At 43.3% G+C, this 18,839-nt stretch carries 15 protein-coding genes; 4 read left to right on the top strand and 11 right to left on the bottom strand.

Annotated features, from left to right (window positions below):
- Positions 1-4: 4 nt before the first annotated feature.
- The 4 genes from AC4MRV_RS05015 to AC4MRV_RS05000 are packed head-to-tail and all read right to left on the bottom strand — an operon-like array spanning position 5 to position 4,737.
- Positions 5-1,510, bottom strand: a complete 1,506-nt coding sequence (locus AC4MRV_RS05015) for an ATP-binding protein (RefSeq protein WP_491186328.1) — start codon at positions 1,508-1,510, stop codon at positions 5-7.
- Between the two features lie 2 nt (positions 1,511-1,512).
- On the bottom strand, positions 1,513-3,213 hold the full coding sequence (locus tag AC4MRV_RS05010; RefSeq protein ID WP_491186327.1) for an ABC transporter substrate-binding protein: 1,701 nt from the start codon (positions 3,211-3,213) through the stop codon (positions 1,513-1,515).
- A gap of 12 nt (positions 3,214-3,225) precedes the next feature.
- Positions 3,226-3,672 carry an HD-GYP domain-containing protein gene (locus tag AC4MRV_RS05005; RefSeq protein ID WP_491186430.1) on the bottom strand — a complete coding sequence of 149 codons (447 nt, stop codon included), beginning with the start codon at positions 3,670-3,672 and terminating at the stop codon, positions 3,226-3,228.
- A gap of 15 nt (positions 3,673-3,687) precedes the next feature.
- Positions 3,688-4,737, bottom strand: a complete 1,050-nt coding sequence (locus AC4MRV_RS05000; RefSeq protein WP_491186326.1) for a DUF3369 domain-containing protein — start codon at positions 4,735-4,737, stop codon at positions 3,688-3,690.
- A gap of 252 nt (positions 4,738-4,989) precedes the next feature.
- Here AC4MRV_RS05000 and AC4MRV_RS04995 point away from each other — a divergent pair, with 252 nt between their 5' ends.
- Positions 4,990-5,607 (top strand): DNA-J related domain-containing protein, encoded by a 618-nt coding sequence (locus AC4MRV_RS04995; protein ID WP_491186325.1) that lies wholly within the window; start codon positions 4,990-4,992, stop codon positions 5,605-5,607.
- A 28-nt stretch (positions 5,608-5,635) separates the two neighbouring features.
- Here AC4MRV_RS04995 and AC4MRV_RS04990 read toward each other — a convergent pair whose 3' ends face one another.
- The 4 genes from AC4MRV_RS04990 to AC4MRV_RS04975 all read right to left on the bottom strand — a co-directional run bounded on the left by AC4MRV_RS04990 (position 5,636) and on the right by AC4MRV_RS04975 (position 11,403).
- Positions 5,636-7,291, bottom strand: a complete 1,656-nt coding sequence (locus AC4MRV_RS04990) for a P-loop domain-containing protein (protein WP_491186324.1) — start codon at positions 7,289-7,291, stop codon at positions 5,636-5,638.
- Between the two features lie 113 nt (positions 7,292-7,404).
- Entirely contained in the window at positions 7,405-9,324 is a 1,920-nt protein-coding gene (locus AC4MRV_RS04985; protein ID WP_491186323.1) for a sensor domain-containing phosphodiesterase, read from the bottom strand.
- 215 nt (positions 9,325-9,539) lie between these two features.
- Positions 9,540-10,730 carry an enoyl-ACP reductase FabV gene (gene fabV / locus AC4MRV_RS04980; RefSeq protein WP_491186322.1) on the bottom strand — a complete coding sequence of 397 codons (1,191 nt, stop codon included), beginning with the start codon at positions 10,728-10,730 and terminating at the stop codon, positions 9,540-9,542.
- A gap of 73 nt (positions 10,731-10,803) precedes the next feature.
- Positions 10,804-11,403: an arylesterase gene (locus AC4MRV_RS04975; RefSeq protein ID WP_491186321.1), complete on the bottom strand. Its 600-nt coding sequence runs from the start codon at positions 11,401-11,403 to the stop codon at positions 10,804-10,806.
- On the opposite strand from AC4MRV_RS04975, the gene AC4MRV_RS04970 reads away from it, so the two are divergent.
- From AC4MRV_RS04970 to AC4MRV_RS04960, 3 genes are all read left to right on the top strand, one after another.
- The gene (locus tag AC4MRV_RS04970) at positions 11,402-12,076 is read left to right on the top strand and encodes an ABC transporter ATP-binding protein (protein WP_491186320.1); all 675 of its coding nucleotides are present in this window, start codon (positions 11,402-11,404) and stop codon (positions 12,074-12,076) included. The genes AC4MRV_RS04975 and AC4MRV_RS04970 overlap by 2 nt on opposite strands.
- Positions 12,077-12,081: 5 nt before the next feature.
- Complete coding sequence (locus AC4MRV_RS04965; protein ID WP_491186319.1) at positions 12,082-14,517, top strand: ABC transporter permease; 2,436 nt, start codon at positions 12,082-12,084, stop codon at positions 14,515-14,517.
- A gap of 288 nt (positions 14,518-14,805) precedes the next feature.
- Positions 14,806-16,242 (top strand): FAD-dependent oxidoreductase, encoded by a 1,437-nt coding sequence (locus AC4MRV_RS04960; protein ID WP_491186318.1) that lies wholly within the window; start codon positions 14,806-14,808, stop codon positions 16,240-16,242.
- 32 nt (positions 16,243-16,274) lie between these two features.
- Here AC4MRV_RS04960 and AC4MRV_RS04955 read toward each other — a convergent pair whose 3' ends face one another.
- The 3 genes from AC4MRV_RS04955 to AC4MRV_RS04945 are packed head-to-tail and all read right to left on the bottom strand — an operon-like array spanning position 16,275 to position 18,660.
- Positions 16,275-17,207, bottom strand: coding sequence for a 5-oxoprolinase subunit C family protein (locus AC4MRV_RS04955; protein ID WP_491186317.1), 933 nt, complete (start codon positions 17,205-17,207; stop codon positions 16,275-16,277).
- The gene (locus AC4MRV_RS04950; RefSeq protein ID WP_491186316.1) at positions 17,204-17,911 is read right to left on the bottom strand and encodes a 5-oxoprolinase subunit B family protein; all 708 of its coding nucleotides are present in this window, start codon (positions 17,909-17,911) and stop codon (positions 17,204-17,206) included. Before AC4MRV_RS04950 ends, AC4MRV_RS04955 begins: the two co-directional genes overlap by 4 nt.
- Positions 17,908-18,660, bottom strand: a complete 753-nt coding sequence (locus AC4MRV_RS04945; protein ID WP_491186315.1) for a 5-oxoprolinase subunit PxpA — start codon at positions 18,658-18,660, stop codon at positions 17,908-17,910. The genes AC4MRV_RS04950 and AC4MRV_RS04945 overlap by 4 nt, the downstream gene beginning before the upstream one ends.
- Between the last annotated feature and the right edge of the window lie 179 nt (positions 18,661-18,839).

The raw sequence follows: 18,839 nt of genomic DNA, 5'->3' as shown, positions 1-18,839 counted from the left end.
GCAATCATTCAGCGGTGATGAGTTTTGCAGGGCCAGGGATTTCGATGGTAAATGTCGTTCCTTGGCCTTCTTCACTTTCACATTCTATTGAGCCATCGATTCTGGCCAGCACATTGTAAACAATCGATAATCCTAACCCCGTTCCGCCGTTCTCTCTGTTGGTGCTGAAAAACGGATCAAAGATCCTATTTTGATCGTCCTTGTTTATTCCATTCCCATTATCTGTAACTGTAATACGAACGCTTTTCTCGTCATAGTCTTCCATTCTTATGGTAACTGTCGGGTCTTCAACATTTTCAAAAGCGTGGTTTTTCGCGTTTAGCACCAAATTTGAAATAGTGTGGTAAATAGCACCAGAGTCAGTTTTAACCTCGATATCCTGAAAATTCTCACAGTTAATCTTGATCCCTTTCATGTTCGGGCCTAGTGCTAAGATGGTGTCATTAATCTTTTGACCAATATTGAGTTTTTCGACTAAGGAGTGAATATTGTCGGACGAAAGGCGCTTAAATCGTTGAATGATTTCCGCAGCTCGGGTCAGGTTACTGATTAGAATACGCGTCACGTCATGCGACTGTTCTATAAACTCATCGAGATCAGGTTTGGTCAACGTATTTTGAGTAACCTTGTCCTCTATTGTTTCGGTAAGCCCTTTTAAATGAGTGGAAGTCGTAATACCAAGTCCAACTGGCGTGTTAATCTCATGAGCAACCCCTGCGACCAATTTAGATAACGATGCCTGTTTTTCTGCCTCAAGGAGTTGGTTTTGAACCGTTTGTAGCTGCTTGATATTGACTTGAAGCTCAGCGTTTTTATTCATAAGTTCAAGCGCGTGTTGTTTTCTCTCGTCCAAACGCTTTTTAACCAGATTCAACACGTAAAACAAAATGACTTTCAAGATAAACGCTTCGGTTACAGTTGTGATAATAACCGCCCAAAACGCCCATCTTGAGCTTTCCTGAGCTTCTATATAAATACCGTCGCTTAGCGTTACAAGATGATTGTTATATGCTTCAACATTTGCGATCAGCTCATCATAAGTTTCCTTAGCGTCAGTTGTTATATGCATGAACTCAGCGATACGAATACCATTTTCTGAATATCGTAATGTTTGTAAGACACTGTGTCGGTAGTCTAACCAAGACTCTTTGATTTGGTTAGATAGTCCTGCAATCGTAGGGTCAAAGTTAGAGTTATCGATTTCACGCTGTATTCCCTTATCGATAAGCTCTATATCTTTGTTGATCAGTACGATGATTTCTTGCTTTGCTTGAAGATCCGGAGCCATAACCAAAAACATAGTGAGTTGCCTAAGTTCAGACACGGGATATGAAATCTCTTTATTGTTTTGATTTACAAGAAATACTGAATCATGCACTTGCCTAATCGAATGATTGACATCGTTGATGTTGTATGTGTTGTAAAGCCCTTGAAGTATCAAGACAGAAGTCGTTGTGATAAATAGAACTAATATCTTCTTCGATAAGCTATCTTCCGCGAATTTGGTCATATTTATTCATCTCCAAAAGTCTTTACTTTTACAGGGACTTTTAGCTCTTGAGGGTATTCGCTTGCTCCTCTTATCGACCAATGATTATCGCTGACTTGAATTTCCCAAAGGGGGAAGACCGCGGAGGTGCGAGGCTCAAAAATGATTTCTTTGTTCAGCGCGATGATATTGAAGGGGCTGGGTAGGCTCAACTGATAGTTCATAAAACGAATGTGCTTGAGCAAGTCGTGCAATCGATCAATATAATGTTCAGATGTATAAGGCGTAGCGATAAAGTTATTTATCAATTCATCTAAGTGAAACTCTGGTTCGGTTGTTGCCCAGTCAGAACTGGTATCGAAAATGAAAAATGACACCCACGGGTTTCTCAACCAATCAAAGTTTGGCCATAAAACCAGATCAAAGTCTATGTCATTGCTTTTGTTCTTAGCACCAATTGCGCTTGCGAACATTTCTGACTCAGAGTTGGCAATGATGAGCTCTACTTCAAAGTCTAATTTCTCTAAGAAGAACTTAATATCGTTGAGCATGTATCGCATGCTTTCCTGGGCTAAAAATCGTAGTGGAATTTTCTCATTCTTCGCGTAGCCGTATTTGGATTTGTATTGGTTTAAACGTTGAGCGGCGGCTTTAATATCCGAATTTATGTGCTGCTGTTGATTACGTTTGATAATCGCAAGGGCAGGCTCCATTCCATAGAATTGCTCTGGAATCGAAACATATGTTGTTCTGCCTTCACCATTCATAGAAAGTGAAACTAAGGAGTTTTGATCAATAAGATTGTTGACTATTTCTCGAACTTCGCGCTCTTTGAAGATGGGATTTCCAGTAAAGAGATTAAATCTCGCAATATAAGTGTTAGTCGATTGAAGCCGGCGAATTTTGGAGTAGGGAGCGAAGATCGACTCAAGTTGATCTGAGAACAAAACAGGGGTGATATCGATTTTTCCTTCATCATGTAACGCTAAGTCTTTAGCTTCGGTTTGGGTCATCCCCATATAAAGGGTAAATTTTTCAACCTTGGCTGCATCTTTATCCCAATAATGGGGGTTACGTTCAAGAACCGCGGTTTCACTTCGACGGTCGCCTTCGATATATCCTTGTTTAAGGATATAAGGACCCAACCCGTAAGGACCGGCTTCTGCTAGATTGGGGCAGAATGGTTTGCCATTCCAGCCGAATTTCTTTAGGTATGGCTCGGTATAAAACTGCAGCCAAATTGCATCGTAAAGGAGTAGGCCGTAATCTTCACTCAAATGGAAGCGGACGAGATGCTCAGAGACTTTTTCGACTTTAGTTAGTATTCGATGCAGCTTAGTGAAGGTATAGGGCTGCTTCACAAAATAATCCATATTGAGCAGAACAGCATCCGCGTTAAAAGGTGTACCATCTTGAAACCTGACGCCCTCTCTTAATGTAAATTCATACAGTTTTGGGGTGATAATTTTATGGCTCACCGCCATGTCGTACTCCCAACCAAGTTCATTGTTAGCAGGACGAAACAAGGCGCCGTTTATCGAATGTGAACTTGCAATGTAGGGTAAGTTGGGCAAAAAGACTTTTACATGAGAACCGGGCTTGAGCTTCCCTGTCGCTGTGAGCAAGCTTGTATCCTCCCTAAACTCTTGTTTAGCGTGAACAATCGAACCTAAGAAGATAGAAAGTAAAAGAATCACAAAAGTTTGAGATAAGGAATGCAGCATAGCGTGCTCCTTTTAATCTGGGTATGAGTTCCGAAGCGAAACGCATTTTTCATAGATGTTGAGAAATATGTCGCACAGTTCAGGATCGAAGTGACGGCCCCGTTGCTGATGAAAGTGCTCAATAATTTTGTCATCAGGCCAGGGCTCTTTATAGCTTCGCTTGGTAGCCAAAGCATCAAACACGTCTATGATAGCAGTGATTCTGCCTTCTATTGGGATATCTGTACCAGACAGACCATTAGGGTATCCCGTTCCATCCCATTTTTCGTGATGATTGGATGCGATGACAGCGGCTACTTTAAGGATCTCTAAGTGTGAGCCAGACAAAATATCCCCACCGATTGATGCATGGGTTTTCATTACTTCCCATTCTTCACTGGTCAGTTTGCCGGGTTTGTGGAGTATATTGTCGGGTATGGCTATTTTGCCAATGTCGTGAAGCGGCGACGCGAGTTTAATTTGTTCTGCTGCTTTCTAGCCCATTCCTGCTTCAAGGGCGAGTAGGTGGGATAACAACGAAAGCCGTTTAACATGACTGCCAGATTCTTTAGAGCGCGTTTCAACCACTTCACCCAGCCGGTACGCTATCTCTTTCTGTGTTTCTAGCATGTCATTCAGTAAGTAGAGCTTTTCGTATGCAATCGACGCATTTTTTACCATAAGCTCGATCAACTCTTTGCGTTTATCAATCACATGCTTGCTACAGTTAATGATAATGACGCCCCGATGGTTATGTACTTCTATGGGCAGAGCAAACTTGGTCGAAGTGAGTTCGACTAATCCATGGCCTGAAAAACGCTCTAAGTGAGAAGCATCGATATGTTGAGTAAGCTCTTGGCCAATCGGAACTTTGTTTTCATCAGTTGAAGTGACTATGGTCCAATCACCATTTATCTCGGAGGCACCAAAGTGAAGCGTATGGGCATCATTCAGTTTTAGCAGAGCAACGATTTGTTGAAGAATGCCTTTAAGCCAGGTGTCACTGGTATCAGTGGTCAAAATGTTTGAGGTTGATTCGATGATCGTTTTTAATCCGTCACGAGTGTTCTCAATTGTGACAATGTCACTATATGACCGAATGGCTGAATAGATAGTGGTGAGTAACCGTGTAGAGGTGAGTTCGGTTTTGGTTTTATAGTCATTAATATCGTAGTTTAAAATGACTTTTTCTTCTGGCGCGTCACCGGGTTGACCTGTTCTAAGTATGATTCGGCAGTGTTTATCGCCAAAGTCATTGCGAATCCATTTAGCTAGGTCAAGTCCTGCTTGGCGTGTCTCCATTACAACATCAAGCAAAATGACGGCAAAGTCAGGCCCGTTTAGAAACTTTTCTTTTGCTTCTTGGGCTGAATATGCATGTGTGAAATTAAGCCGATGACCAAGAAATTCATTTTTGCCGAGAACTAGATTAGTTACATCGTGTACATCTTTTTCGTCGTCGACGACCAGGATTTCCCATAGAGCGGTAGAGTGTGTTTCGACAGGGAGGTCGGAAGGCGCGAAGCAGTACTTTTCGAATTCCATAACGTTTGTCTAGGTCCTCTATCGAACAAGGTGGCTTGAAGCGTACAAAGCAAACAAAAACTATAACTAAGGTTTAGATTATAAGGTGATAAATATCAACTTTATCATTAGTGAGTGCCACCGTGTTGGTAAGGTGAGAATAGGGAGTAGAATCTCAAAAGCGCACAAAATAAGGCTGTTTGATATTAATAGACTCGACAAATCGTTCCGTGTGGCTTTCAATTATATTACGTTCTTCAATTAGTAATTCGTATGCCACAGCAATCTGGACTTGCAGCTCAATTTCAGCAATACATGGAAAACCCATTACTTTGGCCCATTCTTGAGGTGCTTAGAAAACAGCCAAGTGGGTGGAAAGTACATACACTTGCTTCTCATCTAACTGAGATTGAGATCATGCCTCTATTGGATGCATCACCGGATAAGGATCTGTTTAAACGCAACTTCCTTATTATGAATGCGTTGTATCAGCTTCAAGAAACGCTATATCCAGATAATTGGTTACAGGTTCAGGCTATGGATATTATCTTGATGCCCCAAAGCCAAGTCTTTGGCCATGAAGTTGATCATCACGACCCACTTCGGGATTACTACTTAGACTGGCATAACTACGAAGCTGAAGAGGGTGAGGTTAAGCGACTTCTCAATGAGTTTTGGAGTCGCTATCGTGAGTTTGTGGGTAGCGGAGATTGTAAGGACATGGACCGTACCAAAGCTCTATCGTTATTCGAGCTTCCTCACGACGCGAGTTATACGGAGATCCGCAAAACCTGGCGCAAGCTAGCGCTGAAGTGGCACCCAGATAGGGATAACGGCGACAGTGATCGCTTTAGGGTGCTGTGTGAAGCGTGGAATGTGTTAAGACGTTAAAAAAGCGCCAGTAATGGCGCTTTTTCGATTAACTTGCAGATTTAAATTGGGCTTTACGCATTCTATTTAATGCCGCCATTACGTCTAATACGCGAGGTTTTGCCAAGTCACCTTGGTTCGGCATTGCTTTGTACCACTCTCCTTGGAGCATTTCACCGAACTCTTTAGCTGGGTTGTTAGACCAGCCAGGTAGTTGAGAAAGCTGGAACCATAACCAACCAATTGCGTTAATCTCAGAGCTTGATTCAAGCTGTTCTAACGCAGTCAGGTCTGTAAACTCCTTGCCAAAGCGCAGTGAATCAACGCCTTTAGATGAGACTCGGAATTTACCTTCAGCCAATATTTTTTGCATTGCAACTCGATTTAATGAACGTGGACGGTAAGTCGCTAGCTCTGATTCACATTCATTATTGCGTTCAGTTGGGTGCTGTTTAATGACTTGTTTTGCTTTCTCAGTGACATCCACAGCCTGATAATCGTGCATTTGGATGACATTGTCGGCCACATCTAAATAGTCCCCCGAGCCACCCATAACGATAATTGTTGAAATATCGAGTTCATCTCTTAGCTGGCCGATTCGATCAACTAACGGTGTAATAGGTTCGTCGCCTTTGCTGACAAGTGCCTGCATACGTTCATCACGAATCATAAAATTGGTGGCAGATGTGTCTTCGTCAATCAACAGACCATTAGCACCAGCTTCAATAGACTCTTGTAGCCAGGCCGCCTGAGAGGTAGAGCCAGATGCGTCTTGAGTTGAGAAGTCCTGGGTATCTTTGCCCATTGGTAAATGATTAATATAGTTCGCAAGGCTCAAGTTATGAACACAGCGTCCGTCTTCGGCGCGGATTTTCATAGAGTTTACGCTAGTTACAATTCGTTCACGTCCATCTCCAGGAACGTGGTTATAGATCGATCTTTCAATGGCGGTCAACAACGTTGACTTACCGTGGAAGCCGCCACCCACGATTAGCGTAATGCCCTTACGAATTCCTAGGCCTGTAATTGGCCCTTGATTTGGCGTCTCAATTGTTACTTCTAATGATTCTGGCGAAGTGATTGAAACGGCATCTTTCATTGGTAAGTCACAGTTACCAGCGATGCGTGGGAGTACAGAGCCGTTTGCAACGAAAGCCATTAAACCAAGCTTGTCGAGCTGACTGCGCATGAACTCTTGATCTTCCACAATTTCACAATGGTGCGTAAGGGCATCCATATCTAACTCTCGTTCAAGAGTCGCACGGCGGATGTACTTTGGTAGATGGAAAGTTAAGATGTTGTCGGCTTTTTTACCTAAAACACTACGTCCTTCAGCAGGTAGATCAATACGAAAACGAAGTTCAATACCTTCTTCAGTGAATAGAACTGCGGTACTGTCTAAAACTGTCTGACCCGTTAACGCGATGCTAACACTGGATTCCTGTTTAGCAAGCTGTGCAAAGCTACGAGCGATAAAATCACGTGCTGCAACTTGATAAGCAGTAGATTTATCTCTAAGCCATTGAAGTCCCGTTACAGACCAAGGACGGACTGCTTGTACTCGAGAAGGTGAAGCATATGGGTCTGCTTGAACGTAATCAATATAGAAAGTGAAGTCGCTAAAGTCATATTGACCTTTGATTTGCTGATAAGCGCGATAATTCTGTTTTTCGATTTTTTTTAGTGCAGCGGTTAACTGATCCATGAGACATTCACTGGGTTGAGAAATAAAGGGCGGAATTATATACGGGAAAACCGCCCAATGCGAGAAGAACCAAGGTGTTGTGGAGGGACACTAGATGACGGGTTAAGTGGAGATTAATGAGCACTCTCATTGTAGCCATCTACATTGGAAAGATTCTGTTGCAGAAAACTAGATTCAAAAAGATCACAAGGCATTGGTTTTCCGTAAAGGTAGCCTTGGCCGACTTCACAGCCTTCTTGAATAATAAAAGCTTCATGCTCTTCGTTTTCTATCCCCTCAACAGTGACGGTGAGGTCGAGTTTTTTGGCAATATTGATGATTGAACGAACGATCTCTCGATCTTCGACACTTTCATCCAGTTGATGAACGAAGCTCTTGTCGATCTTTATCGCGTCAAATGGGAATTTCTTAAGATAGTTAAATGAAGCGTAGCCAGTACCAAAATCGTCTAGCGATAGCGTAACACCAAGCTCACTCAACGCAGTGAGTGTGTTTCGAGCAACGATTTCGTCGGCAATTAAGCCACTTTCCGTTACCTCCAATTCCAAATAATGTGCTGGGAGCTTGTATGTGGTCAAAAGGTCTCTCACTTGAGTAACAAACTGGGGACTTTGCAGCTGTACTGCCGATACATTTACGCCAAGTTTAAAGTCCGGTATGTGATCTACCCATTCCGCCGCTTTTTGAATCGCAGATCGAAGCACAAAACTGCCGACTTCAAAAATTAAACCGTTTTGCTCCGCTAAATGGATCAAGGTTTCATTCGAAATATCACCTAAGATAGGATGACGCCATCTAAGCAGGGCTTCGGCTCCCAACCACTGATGGGTAGTCGGAGAGACTTTTGGTTGGAAATAGAGCAGTAGGTCATCGTTTCTTACAGCTTGCAATAAGTAGCTTTCTAGTTGGTTGATATTCTTTTGGATGTCAGAGATATCCTGAGAATAGAAGCTAAATTTATGGCCAGAATCCTTACAAGATTGCATTGCTTCAACGGCAAATTTTAGAATGCTTGCTGTACATAAAGTATCGTTAGATGTCGCGATACCAATGTAGCTATGTAGATGAAGCTTTTCCCCTTCAATTTCAAACTCAGAACGACTGATTTCTATTAACAAGGTACAAAGTGCTTGGATGTCTGCTTCTAGATGTTTAGATTCAAATAAGAACGCCAAATCTGTTGAAGTTGGGCGCGCAGTGAGCAAATGATATTTGGACAGATCCCCAAGACGATGACGGAATTGCACTAAAATATGATCCCAGACGGAATAACCATATTTTGATTGAATGCGTCGGCCATTTGCAAAACCAATGTGCACCACTGCAACTTGACCTGCCTGTGGATGGTTGATGGTTTTTAGTAGGGTTTCTGTTTCAAATTCGAGTGCAGAACGATTCAAGAAACCGGTACCAAGGTCGTGACGTTGCTGGTAGCGAACTTTCTGTTCTGCTGCTCGTCTTTTATCTATTTCAACATTAAGTTCATAGTTTAAGTCAACAAGGTCTTGGGTACGCGTATGTACTCTCGACTTTAACTCATCATTAAGCTGTTGTAGACGATGCTTTTGATAAAGCGTCTCTAGATGAGCTTCTACTGAATCACGAAATGACTTGAGTAAATCTTGGTAAGTTTGGGCAAACTCATTCTCTTTGTTATCTAGGACACAAATGGTGCCAAAGACTTCACCATTAGGCCAGCATACGGGTAAGCCGCAGTAGGCAAGAAGCCCAAATCTCATATCGGGGTTGTTTTTCCATTCAGGGCTTACTTCAGCGTTAGGAACAACGAGTTGTCGCATCTCGTTTACCACGGTCTCACAATACAAACCTTGGTTTAAGGATTCCGAATCACCAGCCTGGTAGAGATGCTTGGCATTGGTATTGGCTGCAAAAACTTCGATGCTCTCTTTATGGACACGCATTACTAAAGCTGCTGGAACAGAAATGATTTCAGCAAGTAGATTAACGATAGTCTGCCAACTCGTTAGCATTTCATCTGGAATACCAATATCAGCGGTATTAATTTTTGACATACATAATCCCTGTGGGAAATAGCAAGTGGTGTAGAGCTATCCGTGCTCTCGTTTTAATAATAGTCGTTATTTTGCCAACATTGACGGTGAGGGGCCAAAACAGTCCTAAAAATAAGAATGCATTATAGTCGACTTAAAAAAAAGCCCTCGTATGTCCGAGGGCGATAAGCTTTTTACTAATTCTTAAAAGTGAGACACCTTTAATAACAGAGACTTTACTTTATAAAGCTATCAATATCCACGTCTAGGCTGTAATCAATATCTTCAAACCCAAAACCGTTTATATGTAAAAACTCGTTTTTAAACCCTTCGTAATCACCAAGTTGTTTAAAGTTGTACGAGTTTAGTTGCTTCATTAGCTCTCTAACTTGCTGTTGAGTTTGAGCTTCTAACTCCCAGTCATCCATGCGAATCAAACGCTCACAATCGACAGGAACCTTAGCACCGGAATAGAGCTTGTCACGGAATAGTCGTTGCATCTGCTCAATACAACCTTCATGAGTGCCTTGCTGCTTCATCACTTTGTACAAAGCAAGGATATAGGGAGTAAGCCCTGGTATGAATACACTCGCTTTAGTAACCAGGGCTTTACATACACTCGCGTACGCGCCGCCGTTGAAGTTTGCTAACTTAAGGTTTAAAGAGTGACTGGTTTGATGCAGATCGATTTTTGCGCGCCCCAATGTTCCGTCAAGATAAATTGGGTGAGTCAGCTCAGGTCCAATATAGGAAAAGGCAATGGTTTTACATCCTTGCGCTATCGACTCAGAGTTTATCAGTGTATCAACCCAAGACTCCCAGTCTTCTCCCCCCATTACTTTAACGGTAGATTCAGCTTCTTGCTCTGTTGCAGAAGGGAGAGTCACATCATGCCAAGAGTCGTCTTCTAAAATAATGCTTGCGCCGGTAACCGCTTCTCCAATTGGCTTGATGGTAGAACGCCACATTTCATCGCTGTCCGGTTTTGGTCGAACACCGCTTGCGACACTATAGATAATTAAATCTACCTCTCCTTCGAAATAGGTTTCGATCGCTTCAACGACTTGCTCTTTGATCGGCTTTGAAAACGCATCGCCTTGAATGTTCACCGCGATTCGACCTTCTTCTTCGGCAAGTTTTTTAAACGCGATATCATTATAAAAGCCAGCGGAACCAACACCTTTGCTTGATGGTCCATGTTCATAGGAAACCGATATAGTATCTGATTTGCTCCCGCCAAATGTGAGAGCGATTCTTGATGCAAGCCCAAAACCAGATGAGCCACCAATAATTAGTACACGCTTGGGGCCTTTACTGATCGGTTGAGACTGTTTTACGTATTGAATTTGTTGAACAACTGCCTTCTCACAGCCGTAAGGGTGAGCGGCCTTAGCAACTACGCCTTTAATAACTGGCTCAATTATCATTGTTATGTCCTTTAGAAGGGGGAATTGAGCCAGATTAACGTAAAGCTAGGTAAATTTTATTGAGCTAGACCAATTAGAGGTGATTAATTAACTCATTTGCAACAAAGTTTGCAATCCATGGCTGAGCTTCCGGTTTGGGGTGCAGTCCATCTGTCATCATCCAGTCTGGGTTTGTAATCACGCCTTCAAGAAAGAAAGGAAGTAATGGTACGTTGGTTTCTTTAGCCGTTCTTGGGTAGAGGTCGTAAAACGCATCGCTGTAACGTTTACCGTAATTGGGCAACACGCGAATTTGCATTAGAAGAGGAGTTGAGCCTGAGTCTCGAGTAAGTTGGATTAACGTTTCTAAGTTGTTTTGAATGAGTTGGGGAGGAAAACCTCGTAACCCATCATTTGCACCAAGTTCGATTAGCACAAAGCTCGGTTGGTGCTCTGCCAGTAATTGAGGAAGCCGGGCGATTCCATTACCTGTTGTATCACCAGAAATACTTCCGTTTATCACCTCAACGGATTTACCTTTTGATGACAACACATCCGGTAATAAAGAAGGCCATGCTTTTTCGATCGGCATTTGATAGCCTGCACTTAGGCTGTCTCCTAAGATCAATAGTTTGTTCGCGTTGGCTGAGAAAGCGAATAGAAGAATAAAAGCAAGGGAAAGTAAACGAAACATGCAAACATCCGTAATTAAAGCAAATTCTATAACTAAAACAGTCTCTACTAATCAAGAGCAATTAACAATCCTCAAAGATATAAATCTTGATATCAAAGAAGGAGAGACGGTTGCCATTGTCGGAAGTTCAGGTGCAGGTAAGTCAACATTAATGACCTTAATGGCGGGGTTAGATACTCCCACGTCAGGTCGCCTAGAGTTGATGGGGAAGGAGCTGTCTGAATTGGACGATGAAGCTCGTGCAGCAATACGAAGTAAATCAGTTGGGTTTGTATTTCAGAGCTTCTTACTTATTCCTAGTTTAAGTGCTTTAGAAAATGTAACGTTGCCGTGCCTTCTTAATGGTGGTGACGAGAACGTTGAGCGCGCTAAATCATTATTAGCTTCAGTAGGGCTCGAACACCGTATGGAGCATTCTCCAGCGCAGCTATCGGGCGGCGAGCAACAAAGAGTAGCACTAGCTCGCGCCTTTATGATTGAACCGAAAGTTTTGTTTGCAGACGAGCCTACTGGGAATCTAGATCAACAAACTGCTGAGAAAGTGATCGAGCTTCTTTTTGAACTAAACGAACAGCATGGAACAACACTTGTCTTAGTGACGCACGATATGACGTTGGCAAAGCGATGCAAACGACGTATTACAATCCATGCTGGACGCATCGAAGAGGAGTGAGGTAAGTGGATCAAACAACAGCACTTAATCGACGTCTCTTCTCTTGGAGTCTGAACGAAATTCGGCATGGGCAACTGTGGCCAGTATCAATCGCGTTGACTTTGATCATTGCTTGTATATTTGCGTTAACGGCATTAGCTGAGCGAATGGAGCAAGTAGTCGTGAAGCAAGGCAAAGAAGCACTGACGGCCGATACGGTCTACTCATCGTCCAATCCTGTTCCTCCAGCTCTATATGCAGCGGTTGATCAACAGGGGCTCACAAGCTCTCTTCAAACCCGCTTTGCTACCATGGCATTCAGTGACAGAGGAATGAAGCTAATTACCGTGAAATCGGTAGATAGCTTATACCCTCTGCGTGGCGAGCTTCTTCTCACGGATGATAATCAATTGTACCAGCGTGTTAACCCTGGGGAGCTGTGGTTAGATGAAAGGCTATTTGCACAGCTAGATGTCGAAATTGGTGATGCTGTCACAGTGGGCGATGCTGACTTTGTCGTATCGGGTCGAATAGTCGAAGAGCCTGGGTTGAGTTTTAATCCGTTTCAACAGATGCCAACGGCGTTTATTCACAGTGATGACTTAGATAAAACTGGTGCTATTCAACTTGGCAGTAGAGTCCGTTTTAACTTGTACTTAAACGGTGAACAAGACGTGATAGATGTGGTTAAATCGTCCGTAGAATTGACTCCGAGCGATCGTTGGAGAGACCAAAATAGCGCAAGTCGAACAAATGAAGTGTTCCAACGTACTGAGCAATACCTTTCGCTCACAGTGGCGATAGTCATCATTATGGCTGCAACAACCCTTGTTTTAACTTGCCAACACTACGTGTCGACCCGGAAGAAAACTATTGCGATGCTCAAGAGTTTGGGCGCAAGTCGCAGGTGGATAAGTCGATGGCTGTGGACGCAAGTTCTTATCCTCATGGTAAGCGCAACAATAATGGGCATCGCAATCGGTATTGGATTAGAAGTTTTACTAAGAATACCTTTGGTCGATCTGCTTCCTAATCCGTTACCAAGTTATGGGCTTAAGCCTGCGTTAATTGCGGTGTCGACCAGTGTATTAATTGCTGTACCTGCTCTCGGGATTCCGTTGTTGGGACTGCTACAGGTCAGTGCAGCCAATGTGATGCAATCGAATGTAACGGGCGGCGAAAGTCGGTCCTATTATTGGCTTATGGCTGTCCCGCTCATTCCTATGTTGCTTATGTACTATGAAAATACATTAGTGTGGATAGTGCTAAGTGGGATAGTGATACTGTTTTTTGTTCTTGGAGCTCTGAGCTTACTTTTAACAAAAGCACTCAGTAAAATGCCTTTGCCTACTTCTATGAAATTAGCGCTTAGTCGAATTAATCGCTCCTCCATTGCGACAGGGATTCAATTTGGTGCTTTAGGCCTTTCATTGATGTTGCTAGCTATTATGTGGTTGGTAAGAACGGATCTGCTCACTGATTGGCAACGCACGTTACCAGAAGATGCGCCGAACGCTTTTGCTTTGAATATTGCACCGTATGAAAAAGATGCCTATTTAAACGCACTCGATGACAACGAGATTGAACGTTCCGATGCTTACCCGATTATTAGAGGTCGTCTATCTCTTATTAACGGTAAAGATGCGAAGGAATACGCAAATGGTGGTGAAGGGACCGACGCGTTAAGAAGAGAGATTAACTTTACGTTTGGTGACGGTATACCAAGCCATAATGATCTTTTAAAGGGAGCATGGACATCAAGCAAGGGTGTTTCAGTTGAATCCGAAGTTGCAGAGGCCCTTGGACTAGAATTGGGAGATGAGCTCAGCTTTGTAATCAACAGCCAAACTGTGTCCGCAAAGGTCAATTCGATACGCCATGTAGAGTGGCGTGATATGAAACCAAACTTCTACTTTATCTTTTCGCCAGATGTACTTGAGTCGATCCCTTCTACTTACTTAGTCAGCTTCAGGTTAGAAGATAAGCACGATCAGTTAATTAACGTGCTATCTCGAAACCACCCAACAGTGAGTTTGATGGATATAAGAAGCATGGGGGCGAAAATTCAGGAGCTACTAAAGCAAATTGTTTGGTCTATCACAGTTCTTGCAGCTCTAGGCGTAATGTCTGGTGTGTTATTAATCTTCACACTGCTGCGGTTGAGTATTGGTCAACGTCAAACAGAAATTCAACTTTACCGCACCTTAGGCGCGAGTAGAAAGCGGGTAGTACGAACTATTTGGGCAGAATATGGAGTCATGTCTCTGGTAGCGGGTTTCATCGCTGCGATCGGTGCTGAAATTGTCGTTGGAGCTTTGATGAAGTTTGGCTTCGAACTTACTCCCAACCTCCATATTATGCTTTGGATTGCACTCCCTGTGGTCACATTCTTAACTTTAGCGTTAGTTGTTAACAGTATGCTAAAACGTCTACTAACCCCTATAAATAAAGCATTTAGCTAAATGTTTATGGGCTGACTTTTCCAGTTATCCACAAAAACGGTGGATAAAGTTTGGGATAAGTCAGCCTGTAGATAACTTTGAAATGGGCACAGCCCTTGTAGGGATAACGTGTGCAGACATTTTGTTATTCACACCACCGATATTTGTCTGATTCTCAGAATTCGAGTCAAGAACTTTTTTAATTTTTTTGTCGTTAAAATGTAATTAATTTTCCTTGCAAAAATTGTGTTTTTCTTCTCCGCCAGATAACAGTAAAATGCACTTAGAATGAATGGATTAACCATACGAATGCAGTCTGAACAACCTCAAACTAGTGTATCTTCCGTTGCCATTATTGGCGGGGGAATTGCAGGTGCGACCGCTGCGGTCCACTTATCGGAACTTGGCCTTAATGTCACTCTTATTGAAAAGAAAGACGGGTTAGTTTCTGGTCCACCTATCTGCCACCTTCACGCTGGTGGCAATTTGTACCGTGAGATTTCTACTCAGCAGTGTTTAGAGTTGCTTAAGCAATCTATTGATACTGCGCGCCTGTATCCTCAAACGATTAATAACCGCCCGACGATCATTGCTGTTCCTTATCTCGATGGTGGTACTCCTGAAGAGCTATATGAACGCCTGATATCAATCCAACAAGCGTATCGCCAACTCGTACTTGAAGATAGTCGCAATAAGGTACTCGGTGAACCAGATGATTATTATCGTTTTTATAGTCGCGATGAATTAGATGCTCTTGCTCAGAAGCCTCAACCTGATGTTCCCTCAAGTTTTGAGGATTGGTTAATACCTTTTGCCAAGAATGTTGATTTAGATACTCTCAGGTTTCCAATTGCAGTCGTACAAGAGCCTGGCTGGAGCGTGTTTCGAATCGCTGCATCAGCCACGTTAACTCTTGAAGAAACCCAAAATTGTCAGTTGTTACTCAATACAAAAGTCGTTGGTTTGAGCCAAGAAAACGGCTGGACTGTTGAATGTCAGGATGAGAAAGGGGAGCGGTTCTCCGTTCACGCTGATTATCTAATCAACGCCTGTGGATATGAGACGGGAAGCATTGACGATTTAGCAGAGAAACCGCGCGATAGGCTCGTTGAGTTTAAAGCCGCGTATGTCACTAGATGGGAAGAATGCGACGAGCTTTGGCCAGAGGTTATTTTTCACGGTCCGCGTGGAACGCCAAATGGAATGGCTCAATTAACGCCATATCCTAACGGTGTTTTTCAACTTCATGGCATGACGAAAGATATTACGTTATTTGATGATGGCCTTGTTGCGTCATGCCCGCAATCATCTCAACCAAAATTACCGGGCCGTTTAGAGAAAAAAATCATTTCTGGGTGGGATGACCAAACGGTGGTTGAACGTTCACGTCGAGCTATTGAGCATATGGCGCGTTTTGTTCCGGGCTACCACTTGGCTTCAGAGTATGGCACTCCGCTTTTTGGCGCACAGCAAATCCCCGGCAATGACGAGACGCTTCGTGCCGCCGACGTAACTTTTTGTGGCAACAATTACGCGCGAATGGAAGTCGTTAAAGGATCTTCTGCATTGGAAGCCGCGAAGAAGCTAGTAGAGCAGTGGGGCTTATATGATTATGGCTCGCAAGCGATAGAGTGCTTGCACCCAGTGAATATCTCTTGGTCACTGGATGAAGTGGAAGAAAAAGCGAAGAGTTTAGCTCAACAAAGAAGTTATCCCGTTGAGCTTGCTGCCTATTACGGCGAATAAAACTCATACTGGGCAGTTCGCTGCCCAGCGTCCTAATAACCAAAGTAGCGCGCCCATTGGCTCCATACATCTTGTAAACCGAGCAAGTCACCTCTGACAAAGCGAACTTTTTGGCCGGGTTTAGCTTGTGCCAAACGGGGTATATCGATACGCGCAACACAACCGATTTTTGGATAGCCTCCAATAGTTTGTCGGTCGTTAAGCAGTATTATGGGCTCTCCATTTGGTGGAATCTGGATAGCTCCTAAAGCAATACCTTCACTAAGGTACTCTCGCTTTGGCGGACTTATAGAGCCGTTAGTTAAACGATAACCCATTCGATCGATAAACTGGCTCACTTCAAACTCTTGATTAAAAAATCGGTCGATTTCGTCTTGTGCAAAGTCATTTACCTGATAACCCTCTATAACTCGCAATTCTAATGTCCTATTGTAGTCAGGCTTATAGCGAAAAGTCATTTGTACGGGTTTATGGGAGACCAAATGGGGTGAGATGGGTAATACATCTCCGGCAGCTAGCGCGCGTCCCTCACTGAGCCCACCTAGTTCATCTCGTGTTACGGTCGCCGAACTGCCAAGCTCTTCTGGCACAGAGAAGCCATTCTTGATTGCCAAGTAACTCCTCAAGCCATTTTTGGGTAAACCAAATGAGAGCTTCTGACCTGGTTTTGCGGAAAAAGTCGACCAATTAGTGACCAATTGATCGTCCAGTTTAGCGTTCAAATCACCCCCTGCAATGGCCATTTCACAGTGGTGATTAATTAGGAACTCAGCTTGACCTAGCGTGATTTCGAGAGTGGGAGCGTTAACGGTATTGCCTAATAAATGATTAGCCCAACTGTAAGCGTAGTCATCCAGAGGGCCTCCTTGCGCCAAGCCAAAATGCGCGAGCCCAAACCGACCAAAATCTTGAATAAGGGTCTGTTGCCCCGGTTTAATAACCGTAATCGACTCGTGTACGTTCATTGCCACTCCTTAGTAAAAACGCCACCTAATTCAATGAACTCGTGGCGATCGATTGAGTAGAACTTGATAATGCTGCCAATAGAAAATGGGAGAATATGATTACTTTTCGGAGTGTAGAGATCTACTGGACAGTTACCTATGATATTCCAACCGCCGGGTGATGCACTTGGATAGATTGCTGTTTGATCGTTTGCTATTGCGACACTGCCTTTTGCTACTTTGACGCGGGGCGTATTACGTCTCGGTAAATGTAGGGCTTGGTCTACCTGGGTTAAAAACGCAAAACCAGCGGTAAACCCTATTGCACCAACACTGTATTCTCCCTGCGAGTGAAGTTTAATCACTTGCTTTAAGTCCACCCCTTGTTCCTCGTAGAGGATGAGATCAGGCCCCACTTCCGGGTGATAGTAAACTGGTAATTCAATGACCTGCGAATCAGGCTTTTCTGGCAAGTGAATCAATGACTGCGTGACGATTTTTTCCAAGTAAGGAATGAACTCGAATATTGATACACGGTGAGGAAGGTAGTCGATCAATATTGTATTGAATGATGGGGTGACATTCATTACCCATGCGCCAAGTTGGTTACGAAGGTAGACGCTGATTTCACCGATCACCCAAGATAATTCTGGGCTTGGCTCCGCTTCGAATCGAACTAAAACAGAACATTCCGCTACAGGATCTACTGTAGTTTCTATCTTCATATCGAATCCTCCGAGTATAGGGCGTCACGGATTCTCTCGATCATATGGACCGCATCTAAGTTATCTCCGTGAACACAAATCGTGTCTGCATCGACAGGGATCGTATAACCATCTAGCGTTCGCACTTTTCCGTACTGGGCGATTTGTATCACTTGATCGATTATTTCATCGGTATCGTGGATAACAGAACCAGGCATGGTTCTCGGCGCCAACTGCCCAGAGGACATGTACCTTCTATCAGCGAACGCTTCGAATAACAGAGGAACTTCGTAGTCGTCTGCAATATTCAACATTTCTTGGTTGTTTCTGACCGCGAGTGTCATAAGCGGTAGGTTAAAACATGACACTGCATCAACAACAGCTTCAAAGATGGTGTTATCTTTTTGCATGTCGTTATATAAAGCTCCGTGGGGTTTAACGTAACTGAGTGTCGTGTTTTCACTTTCACATATCGCTTTAAGAGCACCAACTTGATAAATGATCATGTTGGAAATCTCATGGCTGTTGAAAGGTATGCTACGTCTGCCAAAACCCTGTAGGTCAGGGTAGCTAGGGTGGGCGCCAATCTGTACATCGTGGTTAATCGCAAGTTTAACCGTTGAGTTCATGATCATTGGGTCGGAGGCATGAAAGCCACAAGCGATACTTGCTTGATCAATAAATGGCATCACGTGTTCATCGCAACCCATGCTCCATTGACCAAAACTTTCTCCCATGTCGCAATTGAGTTTAATTGTGGTTTTCTTCATTCGCGAGCTACTCTAATAATTGAACCTATAACCATGTTTCAATTCTACACAGCAAACAGTGATCAGTTTCATTATTTGATCAACAACTTAACAAAAACATGCTGTTCTATATATCAATTATTACTGATAGGTGAAATAATAGAGACTGCTAATATAGCTAGGTAACTTAATGTTTAGGC

It is taken from the genome of Vibrio sp., from assembly GCF_984391705.1.
The sequence above is the reverse complement of the archived record's forward strand: the minus strand, read 5'-3'. Positions and strand labels throughout refer to the sequence as shown.